This is a genomic window from Phyllobacterium sp. RCAM01083, assembly GCF_055685835.1.
The window spans coordinates 3,023,250-3,048,432 of record NZ_JBVFZN010000005.1; the positions used below are offsets into that span (position 1 = coordinate 3,023,250).

At 57.4% G+C, this 25,183-nt stretch carries 26 protein-coding genes; 11 read left to right on the plus strand and 15 right to left on the minus strand.

Going from position 1 to position 25,183, the window contains the following annotated elements; all coding sequences use genetic code 11:
• Positions 1–95 precede the first annotated feature (95 nt).
• On the plus strand, positions 96–770 hold the full coding sequence (locus ACZ25R_RS21660; RefSeq protein ID WP_346306696.1) for a response regulator transcription factor: 675 nt from the start codon (positions 96–98) through the stop codon (positions 768–770).
• Positions 767–2,203 carry a sensor histidine kinase gene (locus ACZ25R_RS21665; protein ID WP_472462175.1) on the plus strand — a complete coding sequence of 479 codons (1,437 nt, stop codon included), beginning with the start codon at positions 767–769 and terminating at the stop codon, positions 2,201–2,203. Before ACZ25R_RS21660 ends, ACZ25R_RS21665 begins: the two co-directional genes overlap by 4 nt.
• A gap of 16 nt (positions 2,204–2,219) precedes the next feature.
• On the opposite strand, the gene ACZ25R_RS21670 is transcribed toward ACZ25R_RS21665, so the two are convergent.
• On the minus strand, positions 2,220–2,690 hold the full coding sequence (locus ACZ25R_RS21670; RefSeq protein WP_472462176.1) for a MarR family winged helix-turn-helix transcriptional regulator: 471 nt from the start codon (positions 2,688–2,690) through the stop codon (positions 2,220–2,222).
• A gap of 160 nt (positions 2,691–2,850) precedes the next feature.
• Here ACZ25R_RS21670 and ACZ25R_RS21675 point away from each other — a divergent pair, with 160 nt between their 5' ends.
• Together ACZ25R_RS21675 and ACZ25R_RS21680 are read left to right on the plus strand one after the other, a co-directional pair.
• Positions 2,851–3,273 (plus strand): organic hydroperoxide resistance protein, encoded by a 423-nt coding sequence (locus tag ACZ25R_RS21675; protein WP_346306693.1) that lies wholly within the window; start codon positions 2,851–2,853, stop codon positions 3,271–3,273.
• A 24-nt stretch (positions 3,274–3,297) separates the two neighbouring features.
• A complete protein-coding gene (locus ACZ25R_RS21680; RefSeq protein ID WP_472462177.1) occupies positions 3,298–4,278 on the plus strand; it encodes an alpha/beta fold hydrolase in 981 nt (326 codons plus the stop codon).
• A gap of 54 nt (positions 4,279–4,332) precedes the next feature.
• On the opposite strand, the gene ACZ25R_RS21685 is transcribed toward ACZ25R_RS21680, so the two are convergent.
• The 5 genes from ACZ25R_RS21685 to tam all read right to left on the minus strand — a co-directional run bounded on the left by ACZ25R_RS21685 (position 4,333) and on the right by tam (position 11,533).
• Positions 4,333–6,384 (minus strand): M3 family metallopeptidase, encoded by a 2,052-nt coding sequence (locus tag ACZ25R_RS21685; RefSeq protein WP_472462178.1) that lies wholly within the window; start codon positions 6,382–6,384, stop codon positions 4,333–4,335.
• A gap of 163 nt (positions 6,385–6,547) precedes the next feature.
• Positions 6,548–7,771 (minus strand): argininosuccinate synthase, encoded by a 1,224-nt coding sequence (locus tag ACZ25R_RS21690; protein ID WP_288191916.1) that lies wholly within the window; start codon positions 7,769–7,771, stop codon positions 6,548–6,550.
• Positions 7,772–7,889: 118 nt separating this feature from the next.
• Positions 7,890–9,590, minus strand: a complete 1,701-nt coding sequence (locus ACZ25R_RS21695) for an ArnT family glycosyltransferase (protein ID WP_472462179.1) — start codon at positions 9,588–9,590, stop codon at positions 7,890–7,892.
• A gap of 111 nt (positions 9,591–9,701) precedes the next feature.
• Positions 9,702–10,493: a phosphatase PAP2 family protein gene (locus ACZ25R_RS21700; RefSeq protein WP_472462180.1), complete on the minus strand. Its 792-nt coding sequence runs from the start codon at positions 10,491–10,493 to the stop codon at positions 9,702–9,704.
• Between the two features lie 206 nt (positions 10,494–10,699).
• Positions 10,700–11,533 carry a trans-aconitate 2-methyltransferase gene (tam, locus tag ACZ25R_RS21705; RefSeq protein WP_472462181.1) on the minus strand — a complete coding sequence of 278 codons (834 nt, stop codon included), beginning with the start codon at positions 11,531–11,533 and terminating at the stop codon, positions 10,700–10,702.
• 97 nt (positions 11,534–11,630) lie between these two features.
• Between tam and ACZ25R_RS21710 the strand changes: the two genes are divergently transcribed.
• Together ACZ25R_RS21710 and ACZ25R_RS21715 are read left to right on the plus strand one after the other, a co-directional pair.
• Positions 11,631–12,581 (plus strand): LysR family transcriptional regulator, encoded by a 951-nt coding sequence (locus ACZ25R_RS21710; RefSeq protein WP_472462182.1) that lies wholly within the window; start codon positions 11,631–11,633, stop codon positions 12,579–12,581.
• A 71-nt stretch (positions 12,582–12,652) separates the two neighbouring features.
• Positions 12,653–13,294: a LysE family translocator gene (locus ACZ25R_RS21715; RefSeq protein WP_346306687.1), complete on the plus strand. Its 642-nt coding sequence runs from the start codon at positions 12,653–12,655 to the stop codon at positions 13,292–13,294.
• 6 nt (positions 13,295–13,300) lie between these two features.
• Here the strand turns inward: ACZ25R_RS21715 and ACZ25R_RS21720 are convergent, their stop codons facing one another.
• The 5 genes from ACZ25R_RS21720 to ACZ25R_RS21740 all read right to left on the minus strand — a co-directional run bounded on the left by ACZ25R_RS21720 (position 13,301) and on the right by ACZ25R_RS21740 (position 16,654).
• Positions 13,301–13,741 carry a hypothetical protein gene (locus tag ACZ25R_RS21720; RefSeq protein WP_472462183.1) on the minus strand — a complete coding sequence of 147 codons (441 nt, stop codon included), beginning with the start codon at positions 13,739–13,741 and terminating at the stop codon, positions 13,301–13,303.
• Positions 13,738–14,919 (minus strand): dual-specificity RNA methyltransferase RlmN, encoded by a 1,182-nt coding sequence (gene rlmN / locus ACZ25R_RS21725; RefSeq protein ID WP_223614135.1) that lies wholly within the window; start codon positions 14,917–14,919, stop codon positions 13,738–13,740. Before rlmN ends, ACZ25R_RS21720 begins: the two co-directional genes overlap by 4 nt.
• Before the next feature lie 179 nt (positions 14,920–15,098).
• Positions 15,099–15,602: an invasion associated locus B family protein gene (locus ACZ25R_RS21730; RefSeq protein ID WP_472462184.1), complete on the minus strand. Its 504-nt coding sequence runs from the start codon at positions 15,600–15,602 to the stop codon at positions 15,099–15,101.
• Positions 15,603–15,898: 296 nt separating this feature from the next.
• Entirely contained in the window at positions 15,899–16,279 is a 381-nt protein-coding gene (locus ACZ25R_RS21735) for a YkvA family protein (protein ID WP_472462185.1), read from the minus strand.
• A gap of 78 nt (positions 16,280–16,357) precedes the next feature.
• Positions 16,358–16,654: a 4a-hydroxytetrahydrobiopterin dehydratase gene (locus ACZ25R_RS21740; RefSeq protein WP_472462186.1), complete on the minus strand. Its 297-nt coding sequence runs from the start codon at positions 16,652–16,654 to the stop codon at positions 16,358–16,360.
• Between the two features lie 56 nt (positions 16,655–16,710).
• On the opposite strand from ACZ25R_RS21740, the gene ACZ25R_RS21745 reads away from it, so the two are divergent.
• On the plus strand, positions 16,711–17,181 hold the full coding sequence (locus ACZ25R_RS21745) for a low molecular weight protein-tyrosine-phosphatase (protein ID WP_472462187.1): 471 nt from the start codon (positions 16,711–16,713) through the stop codon (positions 17,179–17,181).
• Here the strand turns inward: ACZ25R_RS21745 and thpR are convergent.
• Positions 17,133–17,726, minus strand: a complete 594-nt coding sequence (thpR, locus tag ACZ25R_RS21750; protein WP_105734179.1) for an RNA 2',3'-cyclic phosphodiesterase — start codon at positions 17,724–17,726, stop codon at positions 17,133–17,135. The genes ACZ25R_RS21745 and thpR overlap by 49 nt on opposite strands.
• Before the next feature lie 220 nt (positions 17,727–17,946).
• Positions 17,947–18,627, minus strand: a complete 681-nt coding sequence (locus tag ACZ25R_RS21755; protein ID WP_472462188.1) for an arylesterase — start codon at positions 18,625–18,627, stop codon at positions 17,947–17,949.
• Positions 18,628–18,697: 70 nt separating this feature from the next.
• Here ACZ25R_RS21755 and ACZ25R_RS21760 point away from each other — a divergent pair, with 70 nt between their 5' ends.
• The 4 genes from ACZ25R_RS21760 (at position 18,698) to ACZ25R_RS21775 (ending at position 23,579) form a co-directional block, all read left to right on the plus strand.
• Positions 18,698–19,402, plus strand: coding sequence for an ABC transporter ATP-binding protein (locus tag ACZ25R_RS21760; RefSeq protein ID WP_223613912.1), 705 nt, complete (start codon positions 18,698–18,700; stop codon positions 19,400–19,402).
• Positions 19,399–21,963, plus strand: a complete 2,565-nt coding sequence (locus tag ACZ25R_RS21765; RefSeq protein ID WP_472462189.1) for an ABC transporter permease — start codon at positions 19,399–19,401, stop codon at positions 21,961–21,963. The genes ACZ25R_RS21760 and ACZ25R_RS21765 overlap by 4 nt, the downstream gene beginning before the upstream one ends.
• 191 nt (positions 21,964–22,154) lie before the next feature.
• The gene (locus tag ACZ25R_RS21770; RefSeq protein WP_472462190.1) at positions 22,155–22,931 is read left to right on the plus strand and encodes a Bax inhibitor-1/YccA family protein; all 777 of its coding nucleotides are present in this window, start codon (positions 22,155–22,157) and stop codon (positions 22,929–22,931) included.
• Between the two features lie 99 nt (positions 22,932–23,030).
• Positions 23,031–23,579: a GNAT family N-acetyltransferase gene (locus ACZ25R_RS21775; protein ID WP_472462191.1), complete on the plus strand. Its 549-nt coding sequence runs from the start codon at positions 23,031–23,033 to the stop codon at positions 23,577–23,579.
• Positions 23,580–23,585: 6 nt separating this feature from the next.
• On the opposite strand, the gene ACZ25R_RS21780 is transcribed toward ACZ25R_RS21775, so the two are convergent.
• A complete protein-coding gene (locus tag ACZ25R_RS21780) occupies positions 23,586–23,957 on the minus strand; it encodes a DUF2794 domain-containing protein (protein ID WP_346307062.1) in 372 nt (123 codons plus the stop codon).
• Between the two features lie 395 nt (positions 23,958–24,352).
• Complete coding sequence (locus tag ACZ25R_RS21785) at positions 24,353–25,123, minus strand: DUF1223 domain-containing protein (RefSeq protein WP_464661889.1); 771 nt, start codon at positions 25,121–25,123, stop codon at positions 24,353–24,355.
• Positions 25,124–25,183: the final 60 nt, after the last annotated feature.

Genomic DNA, 25,183 nt, shown 5'->3' on the forward strand with positions numbered 1-25,183 from the left:
CGAGTGAGCGACACTGCATTTACTTGCGAGGCATGGTAGAGATTTGACCGCCACAATCGGCATTGCTGCCGACTTTCTACGAACGGAGAATTCAAATGCGCATCTTGCTGCTTGAGGACGAGCCGGAAATGGCTTCGGTCCTGAAGGCCGCGCTGGAGCGTCGCGATGTGGTCGTCGATCATGTATCGACATTGGCGGACGCCGAGGCCATGGCAAAATTTGGCCCTTATGATGCTGTCGTGCTGGACAGGCGATTGCCTGATGGCGAAGGCCTCAGTCTGATCCCAAGACTGCGGGCGCTGCATGTCGATGCCCCGGTCATCGTGCTGACCGCCATGAGCAGCCTGAACGATCGTGTTGCCGGGCTCGATGCGGGGGCCGACGATTACATGGTGAAGCCCTTCGCTACGGAAGAGCTGATGGCCCGGTTGCGGGCATTGCATCGGCGGCCGTTCACGCTGCGCGCGGAACAAACGGTTGTCGGACGCCTTACCTATGATTTTCGCCACCGGGAGGCATTGATAGAAGATCAGCCGCTGGAGTTGCCGCGGCGCGAACGATTGGTGCTTGAGACGCTGATCCGCCGCCCCGGCCGGACTGTCCTGCGCGCGACACTTGAGGAATCCGTCTATGCCATGGACGATGAAATCGGATCCAACGCGCTTGATGCACATGTATCGCGGCTGAGACGCAAGCTGGAGGATGTGTCGGCAGGTGTCGAGATACGGGCTATACGCAATCTCGGCTATCTGTTACGGGCAATTGTATGAAGAAAATCCGCCCGCGCTCATTGCAATGGGTTCTGGTACGCAGGCTCATTTTGCTGCAGGCGGCGACATTGCTCATCTTTATCGGCCTGTTCACATTGGTGTTGTGGGTGGCAAATCCGCGGCTGCTCATCGACAATGAGGCGGCGGTTGCTATTCTGAAGAGCGCAATCGACAGGGATGTCGATGGCAAACTGATCGTTCATGAGACGGAAGAGCTGAAGACTTTTCTGCAGGAATTTCCGAAACTTTGGTACATAGCACGCGACACGAATGGTCAGGCTGTCCAACGTGGTGACGTTCCCGTCGGTTATGGCAATGATACCGGTGATCTCGTGAAAGCCGTGGATCATGCGACGCTCGGTTTTCGAGAGGGCGATCTGCGACCCGAGGCGGTGGTTTCGAAGATTGATACCAAGGCGGGACCGATACAGGTCATTACCTCAACCCGTGCATCACGGGATGAGAACGAGGGGCTGGAAGTCAATATCGACATGCAGGTCGATATGGCACGCAATCCGGATGGAACCACAGCCTGGATCAGGGTTATTCCTGTTCTGATCATCGTCATCATCGCACTGCTTCTGCCCATCATCATTGTCATGGGTGTGACGACGCTGGTGACAACGCCAGCGGTGGTGCGCCGCTCACTGGCCGGTCTGGTTGCCATCGCCAGCCAGGCCGGGCGTATCGACATCAACAACCGTGCCATGCAACTGCCGATCGAACAGGTGCCGTCGGAAATCACACCGCTGGTCCAAGCCTTCAATCACGCGCTTGCGCGCCTTGGCCAGGGATATGATCAGCACAATCGCTTCCTGACGGATGCAGCGCATGAGTTGCGAACTCCTATCGCGATTCTGCGTACACGCGCCGAGCTTCTGACAGAGGATCCGCAAAGCGCCCGTTTACTGCAGGACATTGAGCGTCTCTCTCATCTGGCGCAGCAATTGCTCGACCGGCAATTGCTCGACCAGCCGGTGGGGCCGGGTGAAGTTGTCGATCTGGTCGAACTCACGGGGCAGATCGTGGCGGACTTCGCGCCATTGGCGATTGCCGCTGGTTACGATCTTTCATTCGAACCGGCACCTAAAAGCGTTCACGCACAGGTCAATACCCTGCAAATCGAACAAGCCGTGGCCAACCTCATCCGCAATGCCATCGAACATTGCGATGGAACGGGAACAATCACCGTACTGGTGGACAACGCGGGTGGCATTGAGGTTCGCGATGAAGGGCCGGGTATTCCCGAGGAAGAACATGAACACGTGTTCGAGCCGTTTTATCGCTTGCGGCCGCGTTCCAGCGGTGCCGGTCTTGGTCTTAACCTGACGCGGCAGATTGCGCGGCTGCACGGTGGTCGCGTTGACATACTGACCGGGCCATGGCGCGGCGCCCGAATCCGCCTGCAATTGCCCCTCTACAGGCCGGCCTGAGACAATAGCCGGACGGCTACTTCACCTCTTCAATGCTTTCAATCAGATTGTCCCGCATAGCGATCAGTTCCGATCGCAGGGACTTTGCTTCGTCCATGGTACAGCCGAAAGCCTTGCCCATTGCGACCGGTACTGCCTCAGCGCGTGCGCGCATAGCGCGCCCGTCTGCGGTCAAGCCAATCAAGACTTGCCTTTCGTCCACAGTGTCACGGCGGCGTGTGATCAGACCAGCCGTTTCCAGGCGCTTAAGCAACGGCGTGAGCGTGCCCGAGTCCAGGCTGAGCTTCTCGCCGATTGCCTTGACGGTCTGGTTTTCCTCTTCCCAGAGGACAACCATGACAAGATATTGCGGATAGGTCAGGCCCAGCGCCGCGAGGCGGGGCTGATAGGCCCGCGTTACCGCATTGGCCGTGGAATAGATGGCAAAGCACAGGAAGTTCTCCAGGCTAAGGAGGGATTCCTGTTCGTCTACGCCCGTCTTCTCCATCGTCATCACTCCATTTGTATTCCCGCATACAATACACAAAGCAATTAAATTGCGCATCATTTAATTTTTCAAAATCATATGCGATTTCGTATTGCGTACAATTTAATTGTGTGCAACTTAATATGCATCGAACAACCCAACTCAACCAAAGGAGCCAATGATGAGCATTCTCTACACAACCAAAGCGACAGCAACAGGCGGACGTGACGGCACTGCATCGAGTGAAGATGGCCGCCTGAAGGTAACGCTATCGACACCGAAGGAATTGGGCGGCAACGGCGCCGAAGGCACCAATCCCGAGCAGCTCTTTGCTGCGGGCTATTCCGCCTGCTTTATCGGCGCAATGAAGTTTGTTGCCGCGCAGAAGAAGATCAAGCTCGCCGATGACACATCGGTCACGGCAACCGTAGGTATCGGCCCGCGCGACGATGGCAAGGGTTTTGGCCTTGATGTGGCTCTCGCCGTATCGCTGCCGGGAATCGAGGCAGCCACTGCCCGTGAGATCGTTGATGGTGCCCACATCGTTTGTCCCTATTCCGAAGCCACCCGCAGCAATCTGAAGGTCCGTATCTCGATCAATTAAGACGCCGCAGGCGTTGGCAGAGGAATGAAGACCATGGGTAAGACCGGACTGACATCACGCCGTTCCTTCCTGACAGCGACGGCGGCACTCGTCGCGGCCGTCAGCCTCAAGGTCGGCGACGTAGACGCAGCAAACCAGATCAGCAAAACCAAATCCAAGGAAGCCGCGAAAGGGCACAAGACCATGAGCACGTTTATCACCAAGGATGGAACCGAGATTTATTTCAAGGACTGGGGCAAGGGGCAGCCTGTCGTATTCAGTCATGGCTGGCCGCTCAATGCCGATGCATGGGAAGACCAGATGGTCTTCCTCGCCTCCAATGGCTACCGCGCCATTGCCCATGACCGTCGCGGTCATGGTCGGTCCAGTCAGCCCTGGAATGGCAACGACATGGACACCTATGCGGACGATCTGGCTGAACTCTTCGAGAAGCTTGATCTGAAGGACGCCATCATGGTCGGTCATTCCACGGGCGGTGGTGAAGTCGCCCGCTATATCGGCCGCCACGGCACCAAGCGTGTTGCCAAGGCCGTACTGGTTGGGGCCGTTCCGCCGTTGATGCTGAAGACCGCCGCCAATCCCGGGGGCCTGCCGATGGAAGTGTTCGATGGCATTCGCGCCGGTGTGACTGCGGACCGCTCGCAGTTCTTCAAGGATCTGACAGCGCCGTTTTACGGAGCCAATCGTCCTGGCGCCAAGGTGTCGCAGGGTGTACGCGATGCCTTCTGGGCTCAGGGTATGCAGGGTGGTTTGAAGAACGAACTCGATTGCATCAAGGCATTTTCGGAGACTGATTTCACCGAAGATCTGAAGAAGTTCGACGTTCCGACCCTGTTCGTCCACGGCGACGATGATCAGATTGTGCCGATCGATGACTCGGCCAAAATCGCCACGACACTGGTCAAGGGTTCGAAGCTTACGATTTATCCGGGCGCTCCGCACGGTCTGGCAACGACCCACAAGGATCAGCTTAACAAGGACCTGTTGGCTTTCGCCAAGGCATGATCCGCTGATGTGAAAAACCCGCCGTGTTTTCAGCGCGGCGGGTTTTTACTTGGATCAGGCAAGACCGCGCTTCTCGATCATCGCATCGGGTGTTGGCATCTTGCCGCGGAAAGCCTTGTAGAGCTCTTCCGGGTCGCGGCTGCCGCCAGCCGAATAGATATATTGCTTGAGCTTCTTGGCGAGGTCGGTATTGAACACGTCGCCGGTTTCCTCGAATGCCTTGAACGCATCGGCATCCAGCACTTCCGACCACATGTAGGAATAATACCCGGCGGAATAGCCGTCGCCGGAGAAGACGTGCGTAAAATGTGGGGTGCGATGACGCATGATGATCGCGTCGGGCATGGACAGACTTTTCAGCGTGTCAGCCTCGAACTGGATCGGGTCGGTGGGTGGTGTGCCGTCGGCATGGAAAGCCATGTCGACCAATGCTGACGAGGTGAATTCCACCGTGTTGAACCCGGCATTGAAGGTGTTGGCAGCCAGCACCTTGTCGAGGAGCGCCTTGGGCATCGCCTCGCCGGTGCGGTAGTGGACCGCATATTTTTCCAGAACTGCGGGTACCGTCAGCCAATGTTCGTAGAGCTGTGAAGGCAGTTCGACAAAGTCGCGCGAAACCGATGTGCCCGACACGGCCGGCCATGTCACGTCGGACAATAGGCCGTGCAAAGCATGGCCGAACTCGTGGAAGAGGGTGCGTGCCCCGTCCAACGAAAGAAGCGCGGGCTCACCCTTCGGCGGTTTGGCGAAATTCATCACGTTGTAGATGATCGGCGTCTGGCCGCCATCGAGCTTGTGCTGCGATTGCAATGCGCTCATCCAGGCGCCGGAACGCTTGGATTGACGGTTGAAATAATCGCCCAGAAAAACACCGCGGCAGGTGCCATCCGGATTCCGGACCTCCCACACCCGTACATCGGGATGCCAGGTCGCAATGCTGGTCTTCTCTTCAAAGCGGATGCCAAAGAGCCGGGTTGCCACATCGAAACAAGCTTCGATGATCTTTTCCAGCTGCAGGTATGGTTTCAGTTCCGCCTCGTCGAATGCAAAGCGCTCATTGCGCAGTTTCTCTGCGTAGAACCGCCAATCCCATGGAGCAACCTTGTGGTTGCGCCCCTCGGCGGCGATCAGGCGTTCCAGATCAATCTCTTCTTCGGCAGCGCGGTTGCGCGCCTTGTCCCACACCGGTTCGAGCAGGTCCATGACGGCCTTCGGTGTCTTGGCCATGGTGTCGTCAAGTTTGTAGGCGGCAAAACTGTGATAACCGAGCAACTTGGCCTTTTCTGCACGCAGCGCCACCATCTCGGCAACAATTGCACGGTTGTCGCTTGCTCCGCCGTTCTCGCCGCGCGCGGCCCAGGCACGAAACGCTTTTTCCCGCAGGCCGCGGTCTTCAGAGAAGGACAGGAAAGGCTCGATGATCGAACGCGAAAGGGTGACAGCCCAGGCGTCCGGCCGATCGCGCTCCTCGGCAGCACCGCGCATGGCAGCACGCACGAAGTCCGGCAGGCCTTTCATCTGCGCTTCATCGGTGATGAAAAGCGCCCAGTCGGCTTCATCCTTCAGGACATTCTGACCAAACTGTGTGCCAAATCCCGCAAGCTTTTCATTGATGTCTGCAAGGCGTGCTTTGCCCTGCTCATCCAGCCGCGCGCCGCTGCGTACGAAGCCCTTCCATGTCTTCTCAAGAACGCGATCCGTTTCGGCGTCAAGGCCGAGGAAATCGCGTTGTTCGTAGAGCGAGTCGATACGGGCAAACAGTTGTGGGTTCATCATGATGGACGAATAGTGGCGGGACATCTTGGGCGCGATGACGCGCTCCAACGCCTGTATGGTGTCGTTGGTATTGGCCCCGGCCCGCATCCAGAAAATGGAAGAGACGCGGTTGAGACCTTCGCCGGATAGCTGCAAGGCCTTCAGCGTGTTGTCGATGGTCGGTGCCTCGTGATGGTTGATGATCGCGTCAACGTCGGCAAGATCGGCCGCAAGTGCCGCATCGAAGGCCGGGGCAAAATCGTCGTCGGTAAAGGCAGTGAAGTCGGGAAGTCCGAGCGGTCCGGTCCAGTCCGTCAGTGCGGGATTGATGGCTGGTTTCTGTGAGGACATGGGAAGGCTCCGTCATGGCTGATGAACTCTGGCTTTAACATCTAAGCTCGCAACTGAGTGATCACAAGTCGGCAGGCACAGAAAGCGCGGCACGAATGTATATCCAATGGTCAGCCAACAAAAAACGGGGCTTGCGCCCCGTTCTCAGTCGATATTTGCAGGATCAGCTGTTGCGCTTGCGGGCAGCCAGCGTGCGCAGGCGCAGGGCGTTGAGGCGGATAAAGCCCGCCGCGTCCTTCTGATCATAGGCGCCGCGATCATCCTCGAAAGTCACGAGCGCATCGGAATAAAGTGACTTCTTCGACTTGCGGCCGGATATCATGACATTGCCCTTGTACAGCTTCAGGCGCACGACGCCCTCCACATCTTCCTGGCTCTTGTCAATCATGGCCTGCAGCATTTCGCGTTCCGGCGAATACCAGAAGCCATTGTAGATCAGTTCCGCATAGCGTGGCATGAACTCATCCTTGAGGTGCGCCGCACCGCGATCCAGTGTGATCGACTCCATGGCGCGATGGGCAGCGAGAAGGATCGTGCCGCCGGGGGTTTCATAGACGCCGCGTGATTTCATGCCAACGAAACGGTTCTCGACCAGATCAAGGCGACCGATACCGTTGTCGCGGCCGAGATCGTTGAGTGTCTTCAGCAATGTTGCCGGAGAAAGCGGCTTGCCGTCGATAGCGACGGCGTCGCCCTTCTCGAAGGCAATTTCGATTTCCGTGACCTTGTCGGGCGCTTCCATCGGCGAAATCGTGCGCTGATGCACGTATTCCGGCGCTTCCTGCCACGGATCTTCCAGAACCTTGCCTTCGGATGAGGAGTGCAGCAGGTTTGCATCGACGGAGAAGGGGGCTTCGCCGAGCTTGTCTTTGGCGATCGGAATCTGGTGTTCGCGGGCAAATTCCAAAAGATCGGTGCGTGACTTGAATGTCCAGTCGCGCCACGGGGCGATAACCTTGATATCGGGATTCAGCGCGTAGGCGGAAAGCTCAAAACGAACCTGGTCATTGCCCTTGCCGGTCGCCCCATGGGCGATGGCATCGGCTCCGGTGCGTGCCGCGATCTCAACGAGGTGTTTTGAAATCAGCGGCCGCGCAATGGAGGTGCCGAGCAAATAGACGCCTTCATAGACGGCATTGGCACGGAACATCGGGAACACGAAATCGCGCACGAATTCTTCACGCACGTCTTCGATATAGATTTCCTTGATGCCGAGCATTTCGGCTTTCTTGCGCGCTGGTTCCAGCTCTTCGCCCTGGCCGAGATCGGCAGTGAAGGTAACTACTTCCGCACCCAGTTCCGTTTGCAGCCATTTGAGGATAATCGATGTATCGAGACCGCCGGAATAGGCCAGCACGACTTTCTTGACGTCTTTCCACTTGTTCATTCTGTTTCCCTGACCGCTGTGCAGTCTCGCTATCGTTTGGTGAAGATGGAGGTTCTTTTATCAGGTGAGGGGATGTTGGCAAGATCGCCATTGGCTGCAGCGGACCTGCACAGGGAAATCAGCTGCGGATAGCCACGTAACCGTGCTCGCCATATCGCTCACGGGCCTCCTGCAACGTGCCTGTTTTCAGCGCAGAAATGAAATCCTGCATGTGAATGCGCCGCCAGCCGGCTGTAACCTCTTCCACGGCAAAACCCTGTTGGGCCAATGCATCTGCAATGTGCTTGTCTGTCGAAAGAACAACTTTCACGCCGGGATCAATCTCTGCGGGCGGAAACACGGTCGTTTGTTTGAATTGTGCATCAAAATTTGCGTGAAGCCGGATTTTCGCAGCGTCCAGCACGGGTCCGACGAAGAGGACTTGGTTCTCGGGGAGGTGCAATGTGTTGATCCTGGCCGCGAGCGGCTTGCCGATGTCCGGTACAAGCAGAGCCTTTGCAACGGGGGTAACGGCTAATGTGCTGGCCATGGCAAGCACGGCGGCGGAGGCTGCCAGACCATGCATTTTCAGGCGGGCGTTAACGACCCACAGCGTCGTCATGACGCCTGCGATCCCGGCTGCCAATCCTGCCACATATAGTGGCGACAACAATTGCATTCCCACCAGGAATACGCAGGCGATAGGGATGGCTGCAAACAGGATGATGATGCGCAATACCTGCCGGACCAATTTTTCGAAGCGGGGATTTGTCACTTCCTGGAACCCGCAGGCGAGAAGCACGCAAAGCAGCGGTATAACGGGAATGACGTAACGGTGAGAGGGAAGGCTATTGAGGGAAAAAATAATCGAAACGGCAATGATCCACCCGAGGAAGAAGGGGGCTATGCCGTTGAGTGAATCCCTCTCCAATCTCAGTCCCGCTTTCCGCGCGCCATAGAAAAGCAACCCCAGCCAGACAAATGTCGGACCGATGAGGCCGGCGAAGCTGTGGATCAATCCCATGGCGATGATATCCGGATTGAAATTGATCTTGTCTGAAATCTGGTCGGCAACGAAATCGGCAGAAAGCATGCTTGGTGTGTGCAGAGACTGATAGATGAACCAGATGCCGACGATGCCGAGGCACACGGTGATTGTCAGGGGCTGCCACAGGCGATGGCTGCGCTGGCGCAGCGCTGGCACCGCCATGCAGTAGACCAGGATGTAGCCGAGCATCGCCACGGGAAGGAGACCCTTGGCAAGAATAGCCAATCCCGTACCCGCATAGGCAAGAATGCCGTAGACATGATGGTGGTCATCGCGGAAGAGAAGGCCGACAAAGCCAAGCATGCCGACAAGCATGAACATGGTCAGAGGTATGTCGGGGATGGCGTTGATACAGGCGCGCAGGAAGACGGCATTCGTTGCCAGGAGCGAAGCCGCAAGCAATGCCGTCCGGTCATTGCGCGTGATAGTGCGGGCCAGGCAGAACGTGATCAGCAGCGTGGCCGCCCCGCCGATCAACCACAGGAAGCGTGATCCGAGCACGGAGATCCCGAAGATTTTCATGCCGGCTGCGCTCATCCAGTATGTGAGTGGCGGCTTCTTCAGCCGGACGTCGCCCTCGGCCGTATGCGGTGTCAGATAATCACCGGTGTGCAGCATGATGACAGCACCATTGGAGTAATGGCGCTCGTCGGGAAAGTGCGTGATGAGGTTGCTGGCAAGCGGGAGAAGGCTGACGATCAGGGCCAAGGCCAACATGAGCACAAAGCGCCGGCTTGCAGCCGAATCCACCGCATCGTCCGAAATGCTCAGGCTTGGATTCTTCTGAAGCATCGTCTGATTGTCGCGCTTGTTGTTGTCCCCTCAGTTTTAATAACCCGAACGAACAGTAGCGCCAATAAAAATTTATGTCTTCAACAGGGACGTACTATGCAGTTTCAGCGGTTACTTGATTCTCTGTTTGGGTGTGCCACGCCAATGCGCCGTCCATGACTCGCAAATCGTGGTCAGCACGCAGAAGACAATCACGGTTGAAAGAGACCCGAGGACAACGTCGGAGAGATAGTGCCGGCCAAAAGCAACGCGAAGGAAATCGGTGGTTATGATGATAGCAGCGATGGGCCACACGAGCTTTTTCCTTGTCTGATGGGGCCACAAGGGCAAAAGGCAGACAAGCCAGGCTATCCCGGCAGCTTCCCCGGAAATAAAGGAGCAATTGTGCTGGCAGACGTGCGACCATTCAGCCGCCGCCACGAAGGGCTGCTCCCCGCCGAAAAGCCATGTGTTGGCGGGCCGTGGACGTCCGATGAACTCCTTCATGAATGCGTTGACCAACAGACCGGGGCCAATGGCCAGCGTAAGAAGCGATACGATTGATATGCGAATGCGCTCGTGATTCCAGCGGAGACCGGAGGCAACATCGCGCAGCGCGATGGTGACGACCACCGAAGCGGCCACGATGGGCAGGGCATAGAAGACACGCCGCAGCGTCTTGAAAAGCGGAACCGATGCAGCAGGAAAATCCCCGCAAATTTTTGCGGTCGCAGTGGCGATGCAGTCAGAACTCAGGAAGAAAAACGACGAAACGGCCTTGTCGATCTCAGGTGCGCGGTTAAACAGGATGGCCAGGGCCGCCCACACAAGGATAAGGCTGATCGCAAGAGCCGGCTGGCTCCAGACGCCGAAGCCATAGAGCGCTTTACCGCATGAAGCAGATGTTGTTCGGTAATAGACCATGCGGCTCTCAAAGGCTGAAAAACTTGCCTGTTCTGGCTTGCGATGATTGCAGTGTCATTACAGAGCATATTTTTCCAGTGACTGCAGAAAAGTATTTAATTAAGGCCGCGCAATGTCAGTATTTTGATGTCCTAAATGCAAATAGCGGCCATTGGGCCGCCATGAGTATGGAAAATCCGTGCCTCAGATAGGGCGTGAATGCCGCCTTAGCGGGTAGCTACCATGAAGAGCCGCGGGAAAGGCAGCAAAACCGTGCCGTCAGACAGCGCCGGATAAGCTTCCGCAACCGCGTCCGTATACCGTTCGAGATAGGACGCCCGTTCGGTTTCATTGAGCGGGTCCAGATATGGCCGCAGGCCCGTTCCTTTGAACCATTCGACCACGGCTGCAGTTCCTCCGGCAAGCGGGTGGTGGTAAGTGGTTTGCCAGATATCAACCCTGGACGCTATCGGCTGCAGGATTCGGTAATACCACTCCGCGCTCTGCCGCGGCGACCTTTGGCCCGCTGATTCCGCCAGTTTGGCTGCCCATGGGCCGTCAGCGGCTATTTCCCGCATCAGACGGTGTGTGGGTTCATCAAGATTATTCGGAATCTGGATTGCGAGGCTGCCGTCCACGGTCAGTTTGCTGACAAGGGCCGGCAACAGGGCGCCGTGGTCCGGAAGCCATTGCAGCACCGCATTGGCAAGAATGACATCATAGGGTCCCTGCGCATCCCATCGTGCGATATCAGCGACGTCGAAGCGGATTTCGGGAAGCCGTTTGCGGGCTGCTTTGACCATATCCTCGGAGCTGTCCATTCCGGTTGCGACTGCCCTGGGAAAACGGGCAATGAGGACTTCCGTGGAATTGCCGGGACCGCAACCGATATCAATCACGGATCGGGCGTATACGCCGGGTACCGCCGCCAGGAGATCACGGACCGGACGTGTCCGCTCATCTTCAAATTTCACATATTGTTCAGCTGACCAGCTCACAACGGGTTTCCTTTTTGTTGCCCGCCGGATAGGCGGGGTCGATAGGGGCAAATCATGGCGCATCGCTTGGCCCCAAAGCAGTGCATTGGCAGAATAGGCCTTCTGCTTTATGATTTCCAATGTATGCTTTTTACAATTTCAATACTTTTAAGGTATGGCGATGATTGATCTGCGGCGTCTTCGCGCTTTTGTTGTCTTGGCAGAGGAAGGCCATGTGACGCGGGCTGCCGAGCGGTTGGGTATACAGCAACCGCCCTTGACGCGGCTCCTGCAGGGGCTGGAGGCGGAACTGGGTGTACTCCTGATGCACCGTATGCCGCGCGGCGTTCGTCCTACCGAGGCTGGGAAAGTGCTGCTCGATGAAGCGAAAATCATCCTGGAGCGCGCCAATGGCGTTGCCGATATGGTTCACCGGGCGGCACGCGGCGAACAGGGCCGTCTGGCCATCGGCTTCACCAGCTCTGCTGCCCTGCATCCTTTCGTGCCGAAAGCGTTGCGGGCTTTTCATGAGAGCCTGCCGAAACTTTCCGTCGTGCTGGAAGAAGCCGGTACGGCTGAGCTGGTGGATGCGCTCATGCATGAGCGGCTCGACGCAGCCTTCATTCGCTCTCCGGTCGGACGGACGCCGGGCCTGCGGATTGATGCCGTGCTGGAGGAACCGATGCTCGTCGCGCTGCCGGTGGGGCATAGGCTGGCGCGGGATACTGCCTCGCGGCTGCTGCTGACAGAATTGGCCACCGAACCCTTCATTCTCTATCGCCGCACCGCAGGGCCAGGCCTCTATGACACCATTCTGACCGCATGCCGGGAGGCGGGGTTCAGCCCGGTTGTGGCGCAGGAGGCACCGCGCTTGACCGCAACGCTGAGCCTGGTGGCTGCAGGATTCGGTATTTCCCTCGTGCCTGCATCGATGCGGCGCCTTGGCGGCGACGATATCGCCTACCGGGCGGTTGCGGGCAGTTCCAAACTGATGGCCCCGTTGCTCCTCGCCATGCGGCAGACGCATCCGGCGCCGGCGCTCGCGCAATTTCGCGGTCTCGTGCAGCGCATGACAGCGGAAATGCGCGCAGCGAATCTGGCTGATGCCGCGGCGGATCGGGGAAATCGCTAGACCCCTCAGAATCGGGTGGCCAAAAGGACGGTTCCGCGTTAGCTTCCCCCAGTTTTTCGACGGAGCCTCCCATGACCTTCATTCCCGAATGGCCGATTATCCTGCAGTTCGCGATTGCAACCTTTGTTCTTTCGATCACCCCGGGTCCCGATATGACGCTTTTCGTGGGGCGGGCTCTTTCCGAGGGAAAAGCTGCCGGGTTTGCCTGTCTGTCCGGTGCCAATTGCGGAATTGTGGTGCATACGACAATGGTCGCACTCGGCCTTTCCGCGTTGATTATCGCATCGCCATCCGCATTCCTTGCGCTGAAAGTCGTTGGTGCGGGTTATCTCGTGTGGCTCGCCTTTCAGGCTATCCGCAAGGGGTCAGCCTTTTCTCCGGAGAAGAAGAGCGGCCAGTCGCACACATTGTTCCAGAATTGGCTGACGGGGATCGGCATCAACCTGCTCAACCCCAAGATCATCCTGTTCTTCATGACGTTTCTGCCGCAGTTCGTTTCTGCAAGCGACCCGCATGCGCCGGGCAAGCTTTTCTTCCTTGGCCTGCTGTTCATTCCACTGTCGCTGCCGGTGGTAACGCCGATGATTCTTGCGGCTGACCGGTTTGCGGGTCTCCTGAAGAAGAACCCGACGGTTACGCGGGTGACCGATTGGCTGTTTGCTGGGGTGTTTTCGGCCTTTGCCACAAAAATCCTGATGGCTCAGGCGAAGTAGGCGCCTTTATGCGGCGGGGCCGTTGGAGGAGCGCGGGGGCATCACCAGCCCGGCGCTTCGCCCGGAAACAAGCCAATAGACAAAGCCTCCGACAACGCCGGTGGCGAGGATGGCCGCGAATGTGTCGATGTCTTCAGTCTGTGGCCGCCATTTCCAGACGATGATGACAACGGCGGTCGCTGCGCCGCCAAGGGCGTAGAACAACAAGTCCCGCCACGCGGTCAGTTCAGCAAACAAGATGAGGATACAGGCGGGAATGAAGACGCTGTAGCCAATCATCGTGGCAAAGATCGGAACCGTGGAATACAGGAATGGGCCTTCGCTTCCGATGGCTTCCGAGCTGCCAAGCCAGAGAAGGTTGAGAAACAACGATGCGGCGAAGGTCGCGCAAACGAAACCGAAAACGATCAGGGCAAAGCGGAAGATATAGAAGGTGATCTGGCTCAATCTTCACCGTGCCCGGCGATCATGGCAGCCTCAAATGCCAAACGCTCTGTCTTCTTCATCCGTTCCGATTCCGACTTCAGCTGACCGCACGCCGCCAGAATATCGCGGCCGCGGGGGGTGCGGATGGGTGAAGCATAACCGGCATTGTTGACGTAGTCAGCGAATTTCTCGATCTGCTCCCATTCCGAACACTGGTAATTGACGCCAGGCCAGGGGTTGAAAGGAATGAGATTGATCTTGGCGGGAATGCCTTTCAGCATGCGTACCAGTTCCTTGGCATCAGCGAGCGAGTCGTTCACACCCCTGAGCATCACATATTCGAAAGTAATGCGCTTGGAGTTGGACAGGCTTGGATAGGCCCGGCAGGCATCCAACAGTTCCTTGAGCGGATATTTTTTGTTGATCGGCACCAGCATATCGCGCAGGTCGTCGTTCACCGCATGCAGGGAAATGGCAAGCATGACGCCGATTTCCTCACCGGTGCGGTAAATCTCCGGCACGACGCCCGACGTCGACAGCGTGATACGCCGCTTCGACAGCGAGAGGCCGTCACCGTCTGATGCAATCAGCAGTGCCTTCTTGACGTTCTCGAAATTGTAGAGCGGTTCGCCCATGCCCATCATGACGATATTGGAGACCTTGCGGCCTTCTGCCGGAACGATGGCACCGTCCGGTGTGTTCCGGTCCGGAAAATCGCCAAGCCGGTCACGGGCAATCAGCAACTGCGAGAGAATTTCTTCCGCCGTCAGGTTGCGCACCAGTTTCTGGGTGCCCGTATGGCAGAAGGAGCATGTGAGCGTGCAGCCGACCTGGCTGGAAATGCACAGCGTGCCGCGGCCTTCCTCGGGAATATAAACGGTTTCAATCTCGACAGGCCGGCCAGCACCGCGCGGCGGAAAGCGAAACAGCCATTTGCGCGTGCCGTCAGTGGAAATCTGTTCCTCGACGATTTCCGGCCGGGCAATGGTGAAATGCCGGTCGAGGAGCTCGCGCATATCGCGGGAAATGTTGAGCATATCGGCAAAATCCGACACACCGCGGACATAGAGCCAGTGCCAGAGCTGGGCGACGCGCATCTTGACCTGACGCTCGGCCACGCCGATTTCGGCCAAAGCCTCGCCCATCTCGGCACGGGACAGGCCGATCAGTGTCGGCTTGCCATTCATGGCGGCAAGCATGGCATCACGGGATTTCTCCCGGGCGAAGGACTGTGTCTCAGGCAAAACGGACATTGGGTTTTCTAACGTTCTCTAGTGAAGCGCGGCTCATATCATGTTCTGGCCGTTCCGTCACCTCCACAAGCAAAAAGGCCGGACACGTGCTGTCCGGCCTCTGCAAAAAAGAAGATTCAGGCGGTTTACTTGCAGGTGGCGATGGCTTTGAGCGCCGCCGATACGCCCTTGAGCGAATAGGTGTAGCTGGTCTTTGTCCCGCGCTTGGAAACCGCGGCGATGGACATGGTATGGCCGGTACGCAGCGCCGCCACAAGCTGCGGCTCTTCCGCTGCGTTTTCCATCCAGCCATGACTGCCATTGGTGAACATGGAGAAGCTGCGTGAATCGATTGTGACCGTCACTTTCGAATTGACCTGAAGGTCGTACCCAGCCTTGAATTGTGGTTCGAAGCTGACGTTCTGTCCGGGCTTCTGGCTGACCATGAAGAAGTTGTCGCCGTGATCAATCTTTGCGGGCTGCTTGTCGACCGGTACGGACAGAACATAGCAAACCTTGCCCTTGCCCTGCTGGTAGCTATAGGCGCCCCATGCGTTGAACTGGCTGATCTGACTTGGGGTCTGGGCAAGAGCCGTCCCTGTCAGCCCAAGTATGAGCACAGAGGTCGCTGCGATTGATTTTCCAAACATGTTACCTACCAGTTTTTATCGTTCATTTCATAACTGACGAACCGGCAAGAGCCGCCAGGCTCCACTGTCCAGTTCGCTTTCTCTTAATTTGACTTAATCTGGGTTACCAAACGGTGAAGACGGGGTCAAAAAAGCGATTTTGTCAGCGAGAAGATCACGTTGTCCGTGCAAAATCCCACGGTGGCACTCCAGCGGAATAAAAGCGGCGACACTTTGACAATTCATCCCATCACGCGGATGTGATGCAAAAACGGCTGGTAACGGTTCCGGATTCTCCAGACTTACCGCCCGATACCCTAGTTGTCCTTGTCCAGGTCCTCGATTGCTTTCTTTGCCGCCTCACGATGCGCTGGTGTCACATGGTTGCGAATGGCATTCAGTGCAGCCATCAGCACCGCAGCGTCGTCGGTAAAGCCAAGGCCAACAATAAAATCGGGAATGATGTCGAACGGCATGACAAAGTAGGCAAGCGCGGCAAGAAGCGTACCGCGAACCCATGTCGGAGTTGCAGGGTCCAAGGCACAATAGTACCCGGCAATCACCTCGTCGAGAAAGGGGATGGACTTGGCGGCCTTGCGCGCAGTTTTCCAGAACCGGGCGCGCACGGTTTCTTCGCGAGCACGCTGTTCATACGCGCTGCCCGGCCGCAGAATTTCACCAATCTTGACGTTATCCATTCCTCTTCCTTCAGGTCTGTTCAGGAGACAACATGGGAAGACACGCCTGATGCTGCAAGAGTTTTGTCGATATTATCGTCAAAGGGCGGCGAAACGGTCCATCGCCCTGGCCATTGTGACATCAAGTTCGGTTACGCCGTCGGCGTCGTGGGTGGCAAGAGTGACGTCGACGCGATCGTAGACGTTGAACCATTCGGGATGATGGTCCATCTTTTCGGCGATAAGGGCCACACGGGCCATAAAGCCGAATGCCGCGTTGAAATCCTTGAATTTGAATGATTTGTTGATTGCCTCGCGGTCACCGGTCCTGGACCAGCCGGTCAGCTCCTGCAATGCCTTGTCGAGTTCGCTGGGATTTAACCGGTTGCGCGCCATGCTGTGTTTCCTCATATACGGTCATTGCTTTGCTTCCAACCATAGTGCAACGGCCCATGAAAACCCATCCACTTCGCTCTGTCCTTTTTGTCTGTCTGGGCAATATCTGCCGGTCGCCGCTGGCAGAAGGTGTGTTCCGGTCGGTTCTTGCGGAAGAGGGAAAAGACCGGGGCATCCATATCGATTCCGCCGGAACCAATGGCTATCACACGGGCGAGGCGCCCGATGAGCGCTCCATCCTGGCGGCCAGGCAGCATGGGATCGATATCTCCGACCAGCGTTGCCGGCAGCTCAAGGCGGACGATTTCGTAAGTTTTGATCTGATCCTTGGCATGGACCGCGCCAACGTCGCAGCCATCCAGGCCCGGCGACCGGCCAATGCGACCGCCGAGATCGGGCTCTTCAGTGAAATCGCACTTGGCGAAGCCAGCCAGATACCCGATCCCTATTACGGCACACAGGCCGATTTCGAACGGGTTTATCGGATGGTTCTTAAGGCCTCCAAAGGCCTCTCGAAGCGTTTCTGATAGGTGCGTGCCGATTCCAGCGGCCATGCTTCCTCGACGATGTAGGGGCCGCCGCCGACGGAATCGCGTGATGACATCAGGACAAAGCGCCCGATGGTGAAGGGCATGGTCGAAAAGTTGCCGCGCGAGGCGAGATAGTGCGCCACTTCTTCGTTGCGGGCATTGCGCAAGCGCGCCAGCGTGACATGCGGCGTGAATTTCCGCGGATCGGCCGGCAGCATCAACCGCTGGCAAATGCGCTCGATTTCCGCGTGCAACGCCTGAATATCAGGGGAGGGCGAAACGGCGGCAAATACGCTGTGGGGTTTCTTGGACCCGAACGCGTTGACGCCCGAAAGCTGCAGGGTGAATTCCGGCCGCCTTATCCGATCAAGCGCGTTGGCGACCTCGTCGGCCACGTGGCCTTCGACATCACCGATGAAGCGCAGCGTGATGTGATAGTTTTCAACATCGATCCATCGGGCACCTGGCAAACCACCGCGCAAGAGCGACAGTGAGAGAGCGGCGTCCCTCGGGATCTCGAGGGCAGTAAAGAGACGCGGCATAAGGCATCCTCCCCGAATCGAGTTGTAACCTCAGGGAATCATTGAATGAGTCCAAGAGCAAGGCACAATTTCACATTCTTTTGCGCCGCGACAAATAAGACACGCAAGATGTGGTGTGAAGATGACAACAATGTGGATGGCTTGCCCTTGAGGTTAAGGGCATCGGGATGATCGAATAGGCCCTGGGCCTGTCTTGCCCAAGGGCTCTACAGAGAAAGCCTCACTGCTCGGTGTCGGATGTGTCCGAGGTAACCGTTGGCTGCTTGATGGTCTTCTGCATGATGGGAAGGAACCCCTTCACCATGACCGCAACGCCTTGGGTGGTCGGGTGCATTCCATCCGCCTGCAGCAGCGAGGCCTGTGTCGCAATACCCTCCATGAAGAACGGATAAAGCGGAACATCATATTTCTTGGCGAGATCAGGGAAGATCGCGTTGAATTTCTCTTCGTAGTCGCCGCCCATGTTCGGTGGGGCGAGCATTCCGGCAAGAATGACCTGAATTTTGCGCTTCTGCAGCTGTTCGATCATCTCGGCCAGGTTCTTTTCGCTGATCTCCGGCGAGATGCCGCGCAATGCGTCATTGGCGCCCAGCTCGAGGATGACGAGATCGGTGCCATCCGGGACGGACCAATCAAGGCGTGCAAGGCCCCCGGTCGTGGTATCTCCGGCGACACCGGCATTGGCGATCGAAATCTCGACGCCCTTGTCTTTCAAGGACTTTTCCAGCTGTGCGGTGAAGGAATCCTGCACGGGAAGCTCGAAACCGGACATCAGGCTGTCGCCGAACCCGACAACGGAGAGAGTGTGGCCGGACACGGGATTTTGATTGGCCAAGGTCAGAGAGGGCAGGGCAACAAGGCCGAGCGACACAACGATCTTTATCAATGGTTTGAATATCATGTTCGGGTACCCATATCTGACCGGATGCGACTTAAGTCAGTGTCGACCATAGCGTAAAGGATCTGCATTCGTGACTAAATCTGTCATCACACTCGATCACATTGAGTTGACTCTTGGGACGGGTGCTTCCTCGGTGCATGTGCTCAAGGGCATATCCCTTGCCATCGTCGGCGGGCAATCGGTGGGCATCGTCGGGCCTTCGGGCTCGGGAAAGTCGACCTTGCTGATGGTGCTGGCCGGACTTGAGCGGATCGATTCCGGCTCAGTCGAGATTGCCGGGCAAAAACTGGAAACGATGAGCGAGGATGCAACGGCAGCCTTTCGCGGTAAGAACATCGGGATCGTTTTCCAATCCTTCCACCTCATTCCCAACATGACTGCGCTGGAAAATGTCGCTGTTCCGTTGGAGTTGGCGGGGCATCCCGACGCCTTTGAGATCGCTCGGCGTGAGCTGGCCGCGGTCGGCCTGGCAGACCGGGTCACCCACTATCCGGGCGAGCTGTCCGGCGGTGAACAGCAGCGGGTGGCCATTGCCCGTGCCCTTGCTCCGTCACCGAAAATCCTTATCGCCGATGAGCCAACCGGCAATCTTGATACGACGACCGGCCGGCAGATCGCCGATCTGCTCTTCCAGAAACAGAAGGATCTCGGTCTTACCCTGGTGCTGGTGACCCATGATCCTGCGCTTTCGGCCCGCTGCGATCGCGAGATCAAAGTCCGTTCAGGACTGATCGAGGCGGATGAAGACGCCCCGCAACTGAAGAAAACCGCATGAGTGTCAACGGTTCTGCTGCATCGCCGTCGCTCAAGCTGGCCCTGCGTTTTGCATTGCGCGAAATGCGCAATGGCCTGTCGGGGTTCTATATTTTTCTTGCCTGCATTGCGCTGGGCGTAGCCGCGATTGGCGGCGTCAATTCGGTGGCCAATTCGGTCACATCGGGCATTTCCACGCAAGGGCAGGGCATACTTGGCGGAGATATCCGCTTTCAGCTCAATCAGCGCGAGGTCAATGCGGAAGAACGTGCCTTTGTTGAAAGCAAGGGCCGTGTCGCGGTCGCTGCCAACATGCGTTCGATGGCCCGGCTGACCGATGGTTCCGATCAGTCTCTGGTGGAGGTGAAAGCCGTCGACAATGCCTATCCGCTTTACGGATCGCTGGATACCGCGCCGAAGCTGGATAAGGGCGCTCTCTTTGCCGAAAAGGATGGCGCATTCGGCGCTGCCGTTGCCCAGATTTTTCTCGACCGGCTCAATCTGAAGCTCGGCGACCGGATCTTGCTTGGCTCAGCCACATTTGAATTGCGGGCGGTGATCGACAACGAGCCGGATGTATTGTCGGACGGTTTTGGGTTTGCGCCGCGTTTTCTTGTCTCACTTGAGGGATTGCGCGCCGCCGGCCTGGTTCAACCGGGCAGTCTGGTCGAACACAGCTACAAGATTGCCCTGCCAGCGGGTGCCAGCGAGGCCGATATTGCACGCATTCGCAACGAAGCGCAGGAAAAATTCCCGCAGGCCGGCTGGACCATCCGCAGCCGATCCAATGCTGCTCCGTCATTGAGTGCCAATGTCGAGCGGTTCTCGCAGTTTCTGACATTGGTCGGATTGACGGCACTGATCGTCGGCGGTGTCGGCGTGGCCAATGCGGTCCGGGCTTATCTCGACGCAAAACGCGGTGTCATTGCCACGTTCAAGTCGCTGGGTGCGCCGGGCTGGTTTGTCATCGCCGTCTATCTCATTCAGATCGTGCTGATTGCCCTGCTCGGTATCGCCGCTGGTTTGATCCTGGCTGCAATCATTCCCTATGTCGCAGGCTACGCCCTGCAGAGCGTGCTGCCCATTGCGGCCAAGGGCGGCTTTTATCCGGGCGCGCTGGCGTGGGCCGCACTGTTCGGTCTGTTGACCACATTGGCCTTTGCCATCCTGCCCCTGGGCCGGGCACGCGATATTCCGGCGACGGCCTTGTTCCGCGAACAAGGTTTCGATCAGCGCGGCTGGCCAAAACCTGTCTATATCGCGGTGGCGGCTGTTCTTGTCGCCACGCTTTGCGTCCTGGCGGTGGTGTTCGCCTATGACCGGCGTATCGCCATCACGTTCATCGGTGCGGTCGCTTTTTCGTTCCTTGTGCTACGCGCCGTCTCCAGCCTTGTGCAGTGGCTGGCGCGCCGTGCGCCGCGGGTTCGCTCCACGGCGCTTCGCCTTGCCATCGGCAATATTCACCGGCCCGGCGCGTTGACGCCGTCGGTCGTCCTGTCTCTCGGATTGGGGCTGACACTGCTGGTGACGCTGGCGCTGATCGATGGCAGCTTGCGCCAGCAGCTCGCCGGCAACTTGCCGGAACGGGCACCGAACTTTTTCTTTGTCGATATCCAGAGCACGCAGGTCGACCAGTTCACCAGCCTTCTGCAGAAAGCCGCACCACAGGGCAAGATTGTCAGTGCGCCAATGCTGCGCGGCCGCATCGTTGCGTTCAACGGCACGGATGTCGGCAAGCTGACCATACCGCCGGAAGGGGCATGGGTGTTGCGTGGGGATCGCGGTATTACCTACGCCAAGAAGATACCGGAAAACTCGGTGCTGACAGCGGGTACCTGGTGGCCCGAAGGTTACACCGGCGAGCCGCTGGTATCCTTCTCGGCCGAGGAGGCACGTAATCTTGGCCTCAAGCTTGGCGATACGGTCACCGTCAATGCGCTCGGCCGCAACATCACGGCGCGCATTGCCAACTTCCGGCAAGTGGAGTGGGAATCGCTTGCAATCAATTTCGTCATGGTGTTCTCGCCCAATGCTTTTGCCGGTGCCCCGCATGCCTGGCTTGCCACGCTCACCGATCCCTCTGCGACAACACAGGAAGAGGCCACGGTCATGCGTGATGTGACCCGGGCTTTTCCTGCCGTCACGTCCGTGCGGGTGAAGGATGCCATTAGCATTGCCAATGAACTGGTCGGACAGCTGGCGGTTGCGATCCGCGCCGCGGCGTCGGTGGCCCTGATCGCCTCCATCCTTGTGCTCGGCGGCGCGCTTGCGGCCGGTAACCGCGCCCGCGTGCATGACGCGGTGGTCCTGAAAACTCTTGGCGCCACGCGGCGCACTCTGATCAAGGCGTTCAGTTACGAATATGTCATTCTGGGGCTGGCGACAGCAACTTTCGCGCTCCTGGCTGGCGGATTGGCGGCCTGGTATGTGGTTGTACGGGTGATGAAGCTGCCTGCATCATTCCAGCCGGAAGTGGCCGTTTCCACGCTGGTCCTGGCGTTGGTTCTGACCGTCGGATTTGGCCTTGCGGGAACCTGGAGAATCCTTGGTCAAAAGGCGGCTCCGATCCTGCGAAACCTCTGAAATCGTTAAAAAAGCGTAATATGTGAGCATTTTGCCCGCATTTGCCCGCCAAACACGCGATCTTGAGTGAAACAGGTCTTGTTATCGCCCTGCTGAATCCCCATAATTCACCGTAAGGCATGCTGGGGTCCCGCCAGCGGCGCCTGGGAATAACCCCCGACACCCGACGGGACGAAGCAATGAGGAAAACCATGGCTGACTATCGCAACATCCAGGCCCGTACATCGGCCGGAGTGCGTGTGGACGCGGGGATCGATCAAGGTCTACGCAGCTACATGCTGAAGGTCTACAATCTGATGGGGATCGGTCTCGCAGTGACCGGTCTTGCCGCGCTTGCAATTGTTTATCTCGCAACCACCAATGATGCATCGCTCGCGGTCGCTCAATTGCCGAATGGCAAGATGCTGACCAGCCTTGGCGTGGCGCTTTACGGCTCGCCCCTGCGTTGGGTTGTTATGCTCGCACCGCTCGCAGCAGTGTTCTTCTTGAGCTTCCGTATTGAGAAAATGAGTGTTTCGGCGGCCCAGACAACTTTCTGGGTTTATGCGGCACTCGTCGGTGTTTCTCTGTCGTCGATCTTCCTTGTCTATACGTCGGGAAGCATCGTGCAGACATTCTTCATCACCGCTGCATCCTTTGGTGCGCTGTCGCTCTACGGCTACACGACGAAGCGCGATCTCTCCGGGATGGGTTCGTTCCTGTTCATGGGTCTGATCGGCATTCTCCTTGCCGGTGTGGTCAACATCTTCCTGCAGTCCAGTGCTTTGCAGTTTGCAATCTCTGCGATCGGCGTTCTGGTCTTTGCAGGTCTGACGGCCTATGACACCCAGAGCATCAAGGAAATGTACTATGAAGGCGACAGCTCGGACACCTATGGCCGCAAGGCGATCATGGGTGCGCTGCGCCTCTATCTCGACTTCATCAACATGTTCATGTTCCTGTTGCAGTTCCTCGGCAACCGCAACTGATCCTGGACGTTATGAACGAGTGAAAATGGGCAGCGGAAACGCTGCCCTTTTTCTTGGCGGCATTGCATTCATCCGATATTTTTGCGATCGATTGCGATCATGACCAGCATTCATATCCGCCCGGCACAGCCCACTGACCTGCCCGCTATCACCGCAATCTATCGCGATGCGGTTCTGCATGGTACGGCTACCTACGAGATCGAGCCGCCCGCGCTGGCGGAGATGACCAAGCGGTTCCATACGATCACCAGTGATGGTTTCCCCTACAGCGTGGCCGAGATTGACGGTATCGTGAGCGGCTACGCCTATGCCAGTTATTTCCGTACCCGCCCGGCCTATTGGTGGAGTGTCGAGGATTCGATCTACATTGCGCCGCAAGCCAAGGGCAAAGGCATGGGCAAAGCCCTGCTTCAACGCTTGATCATCGATTGCACAGCGCTTGGATTTCGCCAGTTCATCGCTGTTATCGGCGATGGTCACGCTGCGTCAGCGTCTGTGCGACTGCATACCAGTTGCGGTTTCAGGCATTGCGGCACCATTGAAGGATCGGGTTTCAAGCATGGCCGCTGGCTGGATACGGTTCTCATGCAGCTTGATATGAATGGCGGGACCACGACCCTTCCGGGGCCGGCACCTTTGAGAGGTTGAGCAGCTTTAGCTCCGCACGACCTGCAGCGATTTGTCGAATATCCTGAGTACCCTGTCGAGTTCCGTGCCGCGCTTGAGAATAAGACCGCTCGCGGCAATCACGCTATAGGCGCCTTGCTTGCGGGCCAGCCGCGGATTTTTCTCGATCCGGAACATTGGCACTTCACTGGTTCGGCGAAACACAGAAAACACAGCCCGGTCATTCAGATGGTCAATGGCATAATCGCGCCATTCGCCTGCTGAAACCATGAAGCCGTATATTCTGAGAATTTGATCAAGTTCCCGCCGATTGAATGTAACGGGGAGATCACGTGCGCCGGAGAGTGAAATGAGTTTCGCCTGCTGTTGCGATTCGTCGCCACCTGCATTGCTGTCCATCAATCAATCCGCCCTTAGATTTGCCGTATGACAACTGGATGACAGAAGGGTGACCTGTTCCGCCCGCATTTACAAGCCTGTAAGTGTCAGGGCGCGCGCAATTGAACGCAAAAATGTCGTTGTCATTGTGCCTTTCACAAAGGAATACGCCCTGTTTCCATTGGTGATGTCTGGCCACAGTTTCGCCACGTTGCACTCGCATTGCCGCCGGATTTCAGACCCACCTTCAGCCCGTTGTCTGAGACGGTTCGGTCTTGAGCGGTCCGATACCCCAAGCCCCCCGCCCAAACGGGCTGTTCTGGCCGAACCATTCAGTCTCTCAATGGCAACAAGCCCCAAGACTTCAGGCTGGTTTTACCAGCCTTTTTTCTTGTCTGCAGAAATGCTCTTTAAAATCAGGGCTTTGTCATGATCGAGGCGCCAATGATAGGCCCCGGTTTGCCTTCACCAAGCATTTCCTGCAACAGGACAGCGCAGCCGGAAGCCTTCTTGCTGGCGATTTCGGTCAGCGGGATTTCGATCTTCTGCGATTTGCCATCCCACATGCCAACGGTTTCCATCGCGCGGACGCTGTTGGCGTAGCTGACATTGCGCCCGCCATTCTCGCCATCGGGTATGGAAACAATGGTTTCCTTGTTGAAATAGGCGAGAAGAACGCGCACAGGATTTTTTGCGGCAGCCCCCTCACCAATATTGATGACCAGGCGATCTGGAGAGGTTTTTTCGATCGATACGGGAATTGTCAGTCCAGAATCACCATTGCGCATCTCATCGATTCGGCGCCGGATTTTAGCGCCGTCCTGACCGTTTACATGCTCGCGGCCATTGAGGATTGCCTGCGGTGTGTAAACACCTGTCAGTCCAAGTGCCTTGCGATAGGCATTCTGCCGCGCGGTGTTTTCGGGCAGCGCAAGATTATCCACCCACCCGCGATAATCCCAATAGTCAACATGGAAGGCCAGTGCGACGACTTTCCCTTCCGCGACCAACTGCTTGAGGACGGCATCGGCTGGTGGACATGAGCCGCAGCCCTGCGAGGTATAAAGCTCAACCACGCCATCTGGTTTCGTGCCGATGCTCCCGGCATAAACCGGCCACGTGAACCCCGCCGCTACAAGGAGCGGGCAGGCGATCAGAATGGCTTTGAGCAGGGTGCGCAGGGTCAAGGGTACGAGCTTTCTTCCCGAATTTTTCTTTGATCTTGTATGAGAGTGATTGCCAGACAA

Excerpts from the sequence above, each read along its gene's own strand:
- ACZ25R_RS21740 (WP_472462186.1), bottom strand. The coding sequence starts at position 16,654 with ATGGCGCGCAACCGGTTAAATCCCAGCGAACTCGACAAGGCATTGCAG.
- ACZ25R_RS21670 (WP_472462176.1), bottom strand. The coding sequence starts at position 2,690 with ATGGAGAAGACGGGCGTAGACGAACAGGAATCCCTCCTTAGCCTGGAG.
- ACZ25R_RS21755 (WP_472462188.1), bottom strand. The coding sequence starts at position 18,627 with ATGATATTCAAACCATTGATAAAGATCGTTGTGTCGCTCGGCCTTGTT.
- ACZ25R_RS21780 (WP_346307062.1), bottom strand. The coding sequence starts at position 23,957 with ATGGACAGCAATGCAGGTGGCGACGAATCGCAACAGCAGGCGAAACTC.
- ACZ25R_RS21710 (WP_472462182.1), top strand. The coding sequence starts at position 11,631 with ATGATTGATCTGCGGCGTCTTCGCGCTTTTGTTGTCTTGGCAGAGGAA.
- ACZ25R_RS21775 (WP_472462191.1), top strand. The coding sequence starts at position 23,031 with ATGACCAGCATTCATATCCGCCCGGCACAGCCCACTGACCTGCCCGCT.
- ACZ25R_RS21700 (WP_472462180.1), bottom strand. The coding sequence starts at position 10,493 with ATGGTCTATTACCGAACAACATCTGCTTCATGCGGTAAAGCGCTCTAT.
- ACZ25R_RS21735 (WP_472462185.1), bottom strand. The coding sequence starts at position 16,279 with ATGGATAACGTCAAGATTGGTGAAATTCTGCGGCCGGGCAGCGCGTAT.
- ACZ25R_RS21745 (WP_472462187.1), top strand. The coding sequence starts at position 16,711 with ATGAAAACCCATCCACTTCGCTCTGTCCTTTTTGTCTGTCTGGGCAAT.
- ACZ25R_RS21695 (WP_472462179.1), bottom strand. The coding sequence starts at position 9,590 with ATGCTTCAGAAGAATCCAAGCCTGAGCATTTCGGACGATGCGGTGGAT.
- thpR (WP_105734179.1), bottom strand. The coding sequence starts at position 17,726 with ATGCCGCGTCTCTTTACTGCCCTCGAGATCCCGAGGGACGCCGCTCTC.
- ACZ25R_RS21685 (WP_472462178.1), bottom strand. The coding sequence starts at position 6,384 with ATGTCCTCACAGAAACCAGCCATCAATCCCGCACTGACGGACTGGACC.
- rlmN (WP_223614135.1), bottom strand. The coding sequence starts at position 14,919 with ATGCTTGCCGCCATGAATGGCAAGCCGACACTGATCGGCCTGTCCCGT.
- ACZ25R_RS21675 (WP_346306693.1), top strand. The coding sequence starts at position 2,851 with ATGAGCATTCTCTACACAACCAAAGCGACAGCAACAGGCGGACGTGAC.
- tam (WP_472462181.1), bottom strand. The coding sequence starts at position 11,533 with ATGCGCCATGATTTGCCCCTATCGACCCCGCCTATCCGGCGGGCAACA.
- ACZ25R_RS21660 (WP_346306696.1), top strand. The coding sequence starts at position 96 with ATGCGCATCTTGCTGCTTGAGGACGAGCCGGAAATGGCTTCGGTCCTG.
- ACZ25R_RS21765 (WP_472462189.1), top strand. The coding sequence starts at position 19,399 with ATGAGTGTCAACGGTTCTGCTGCATCGCCGTCGCTCAAGCTGGCCCTG.
- ACZ25R_RS21690 (WP_288191916.1), bottom strand. The coding sequence starts at position 7,771 with ATGAACAAGTGGAAAGACGTCAAGAAAGTCGTGCTGGCCTATTCCGGC.
- ACZ25R_RS21680 (WP_472462177.1), top strand. The coding sequence starts at position 3,298 with ATGAAGACCATGGGTAAGACCGGACTGACATCACGCCGTTCCTTCCTG.
- ACZ25R_RS21770 (WP_472462190.1), top strand. The coding sequence starts at position 22,155 with ATGGCTGACTATCGCAACATCCAGGCCCGTACATCGGCCGGAGTGCGT.
- ACZ25R_RS21730 (WP_472462184.1), bottom strand. The coding sequence starts at position 15,602 with ATGTTTGGAAAATCAATCGCAGCGACCTCTGTGCTCATACTTGGGCTG.
- ACZ25R_RS21665 (WP_472462175.1), top strand. The coding sequence starts at position 767 with ATGAAGAAAATCCGCCCGCGCTCATTGCAATGGGTTCTGGTACGCAGG.
- ACZ25R_RS21715 (WP_346306687.1), top strand. The coding sequence starts at position 12,653 with ATGACCTTCATTCCCGAATGGCCGATTATCCTGCAGTTCGCGATTGCA.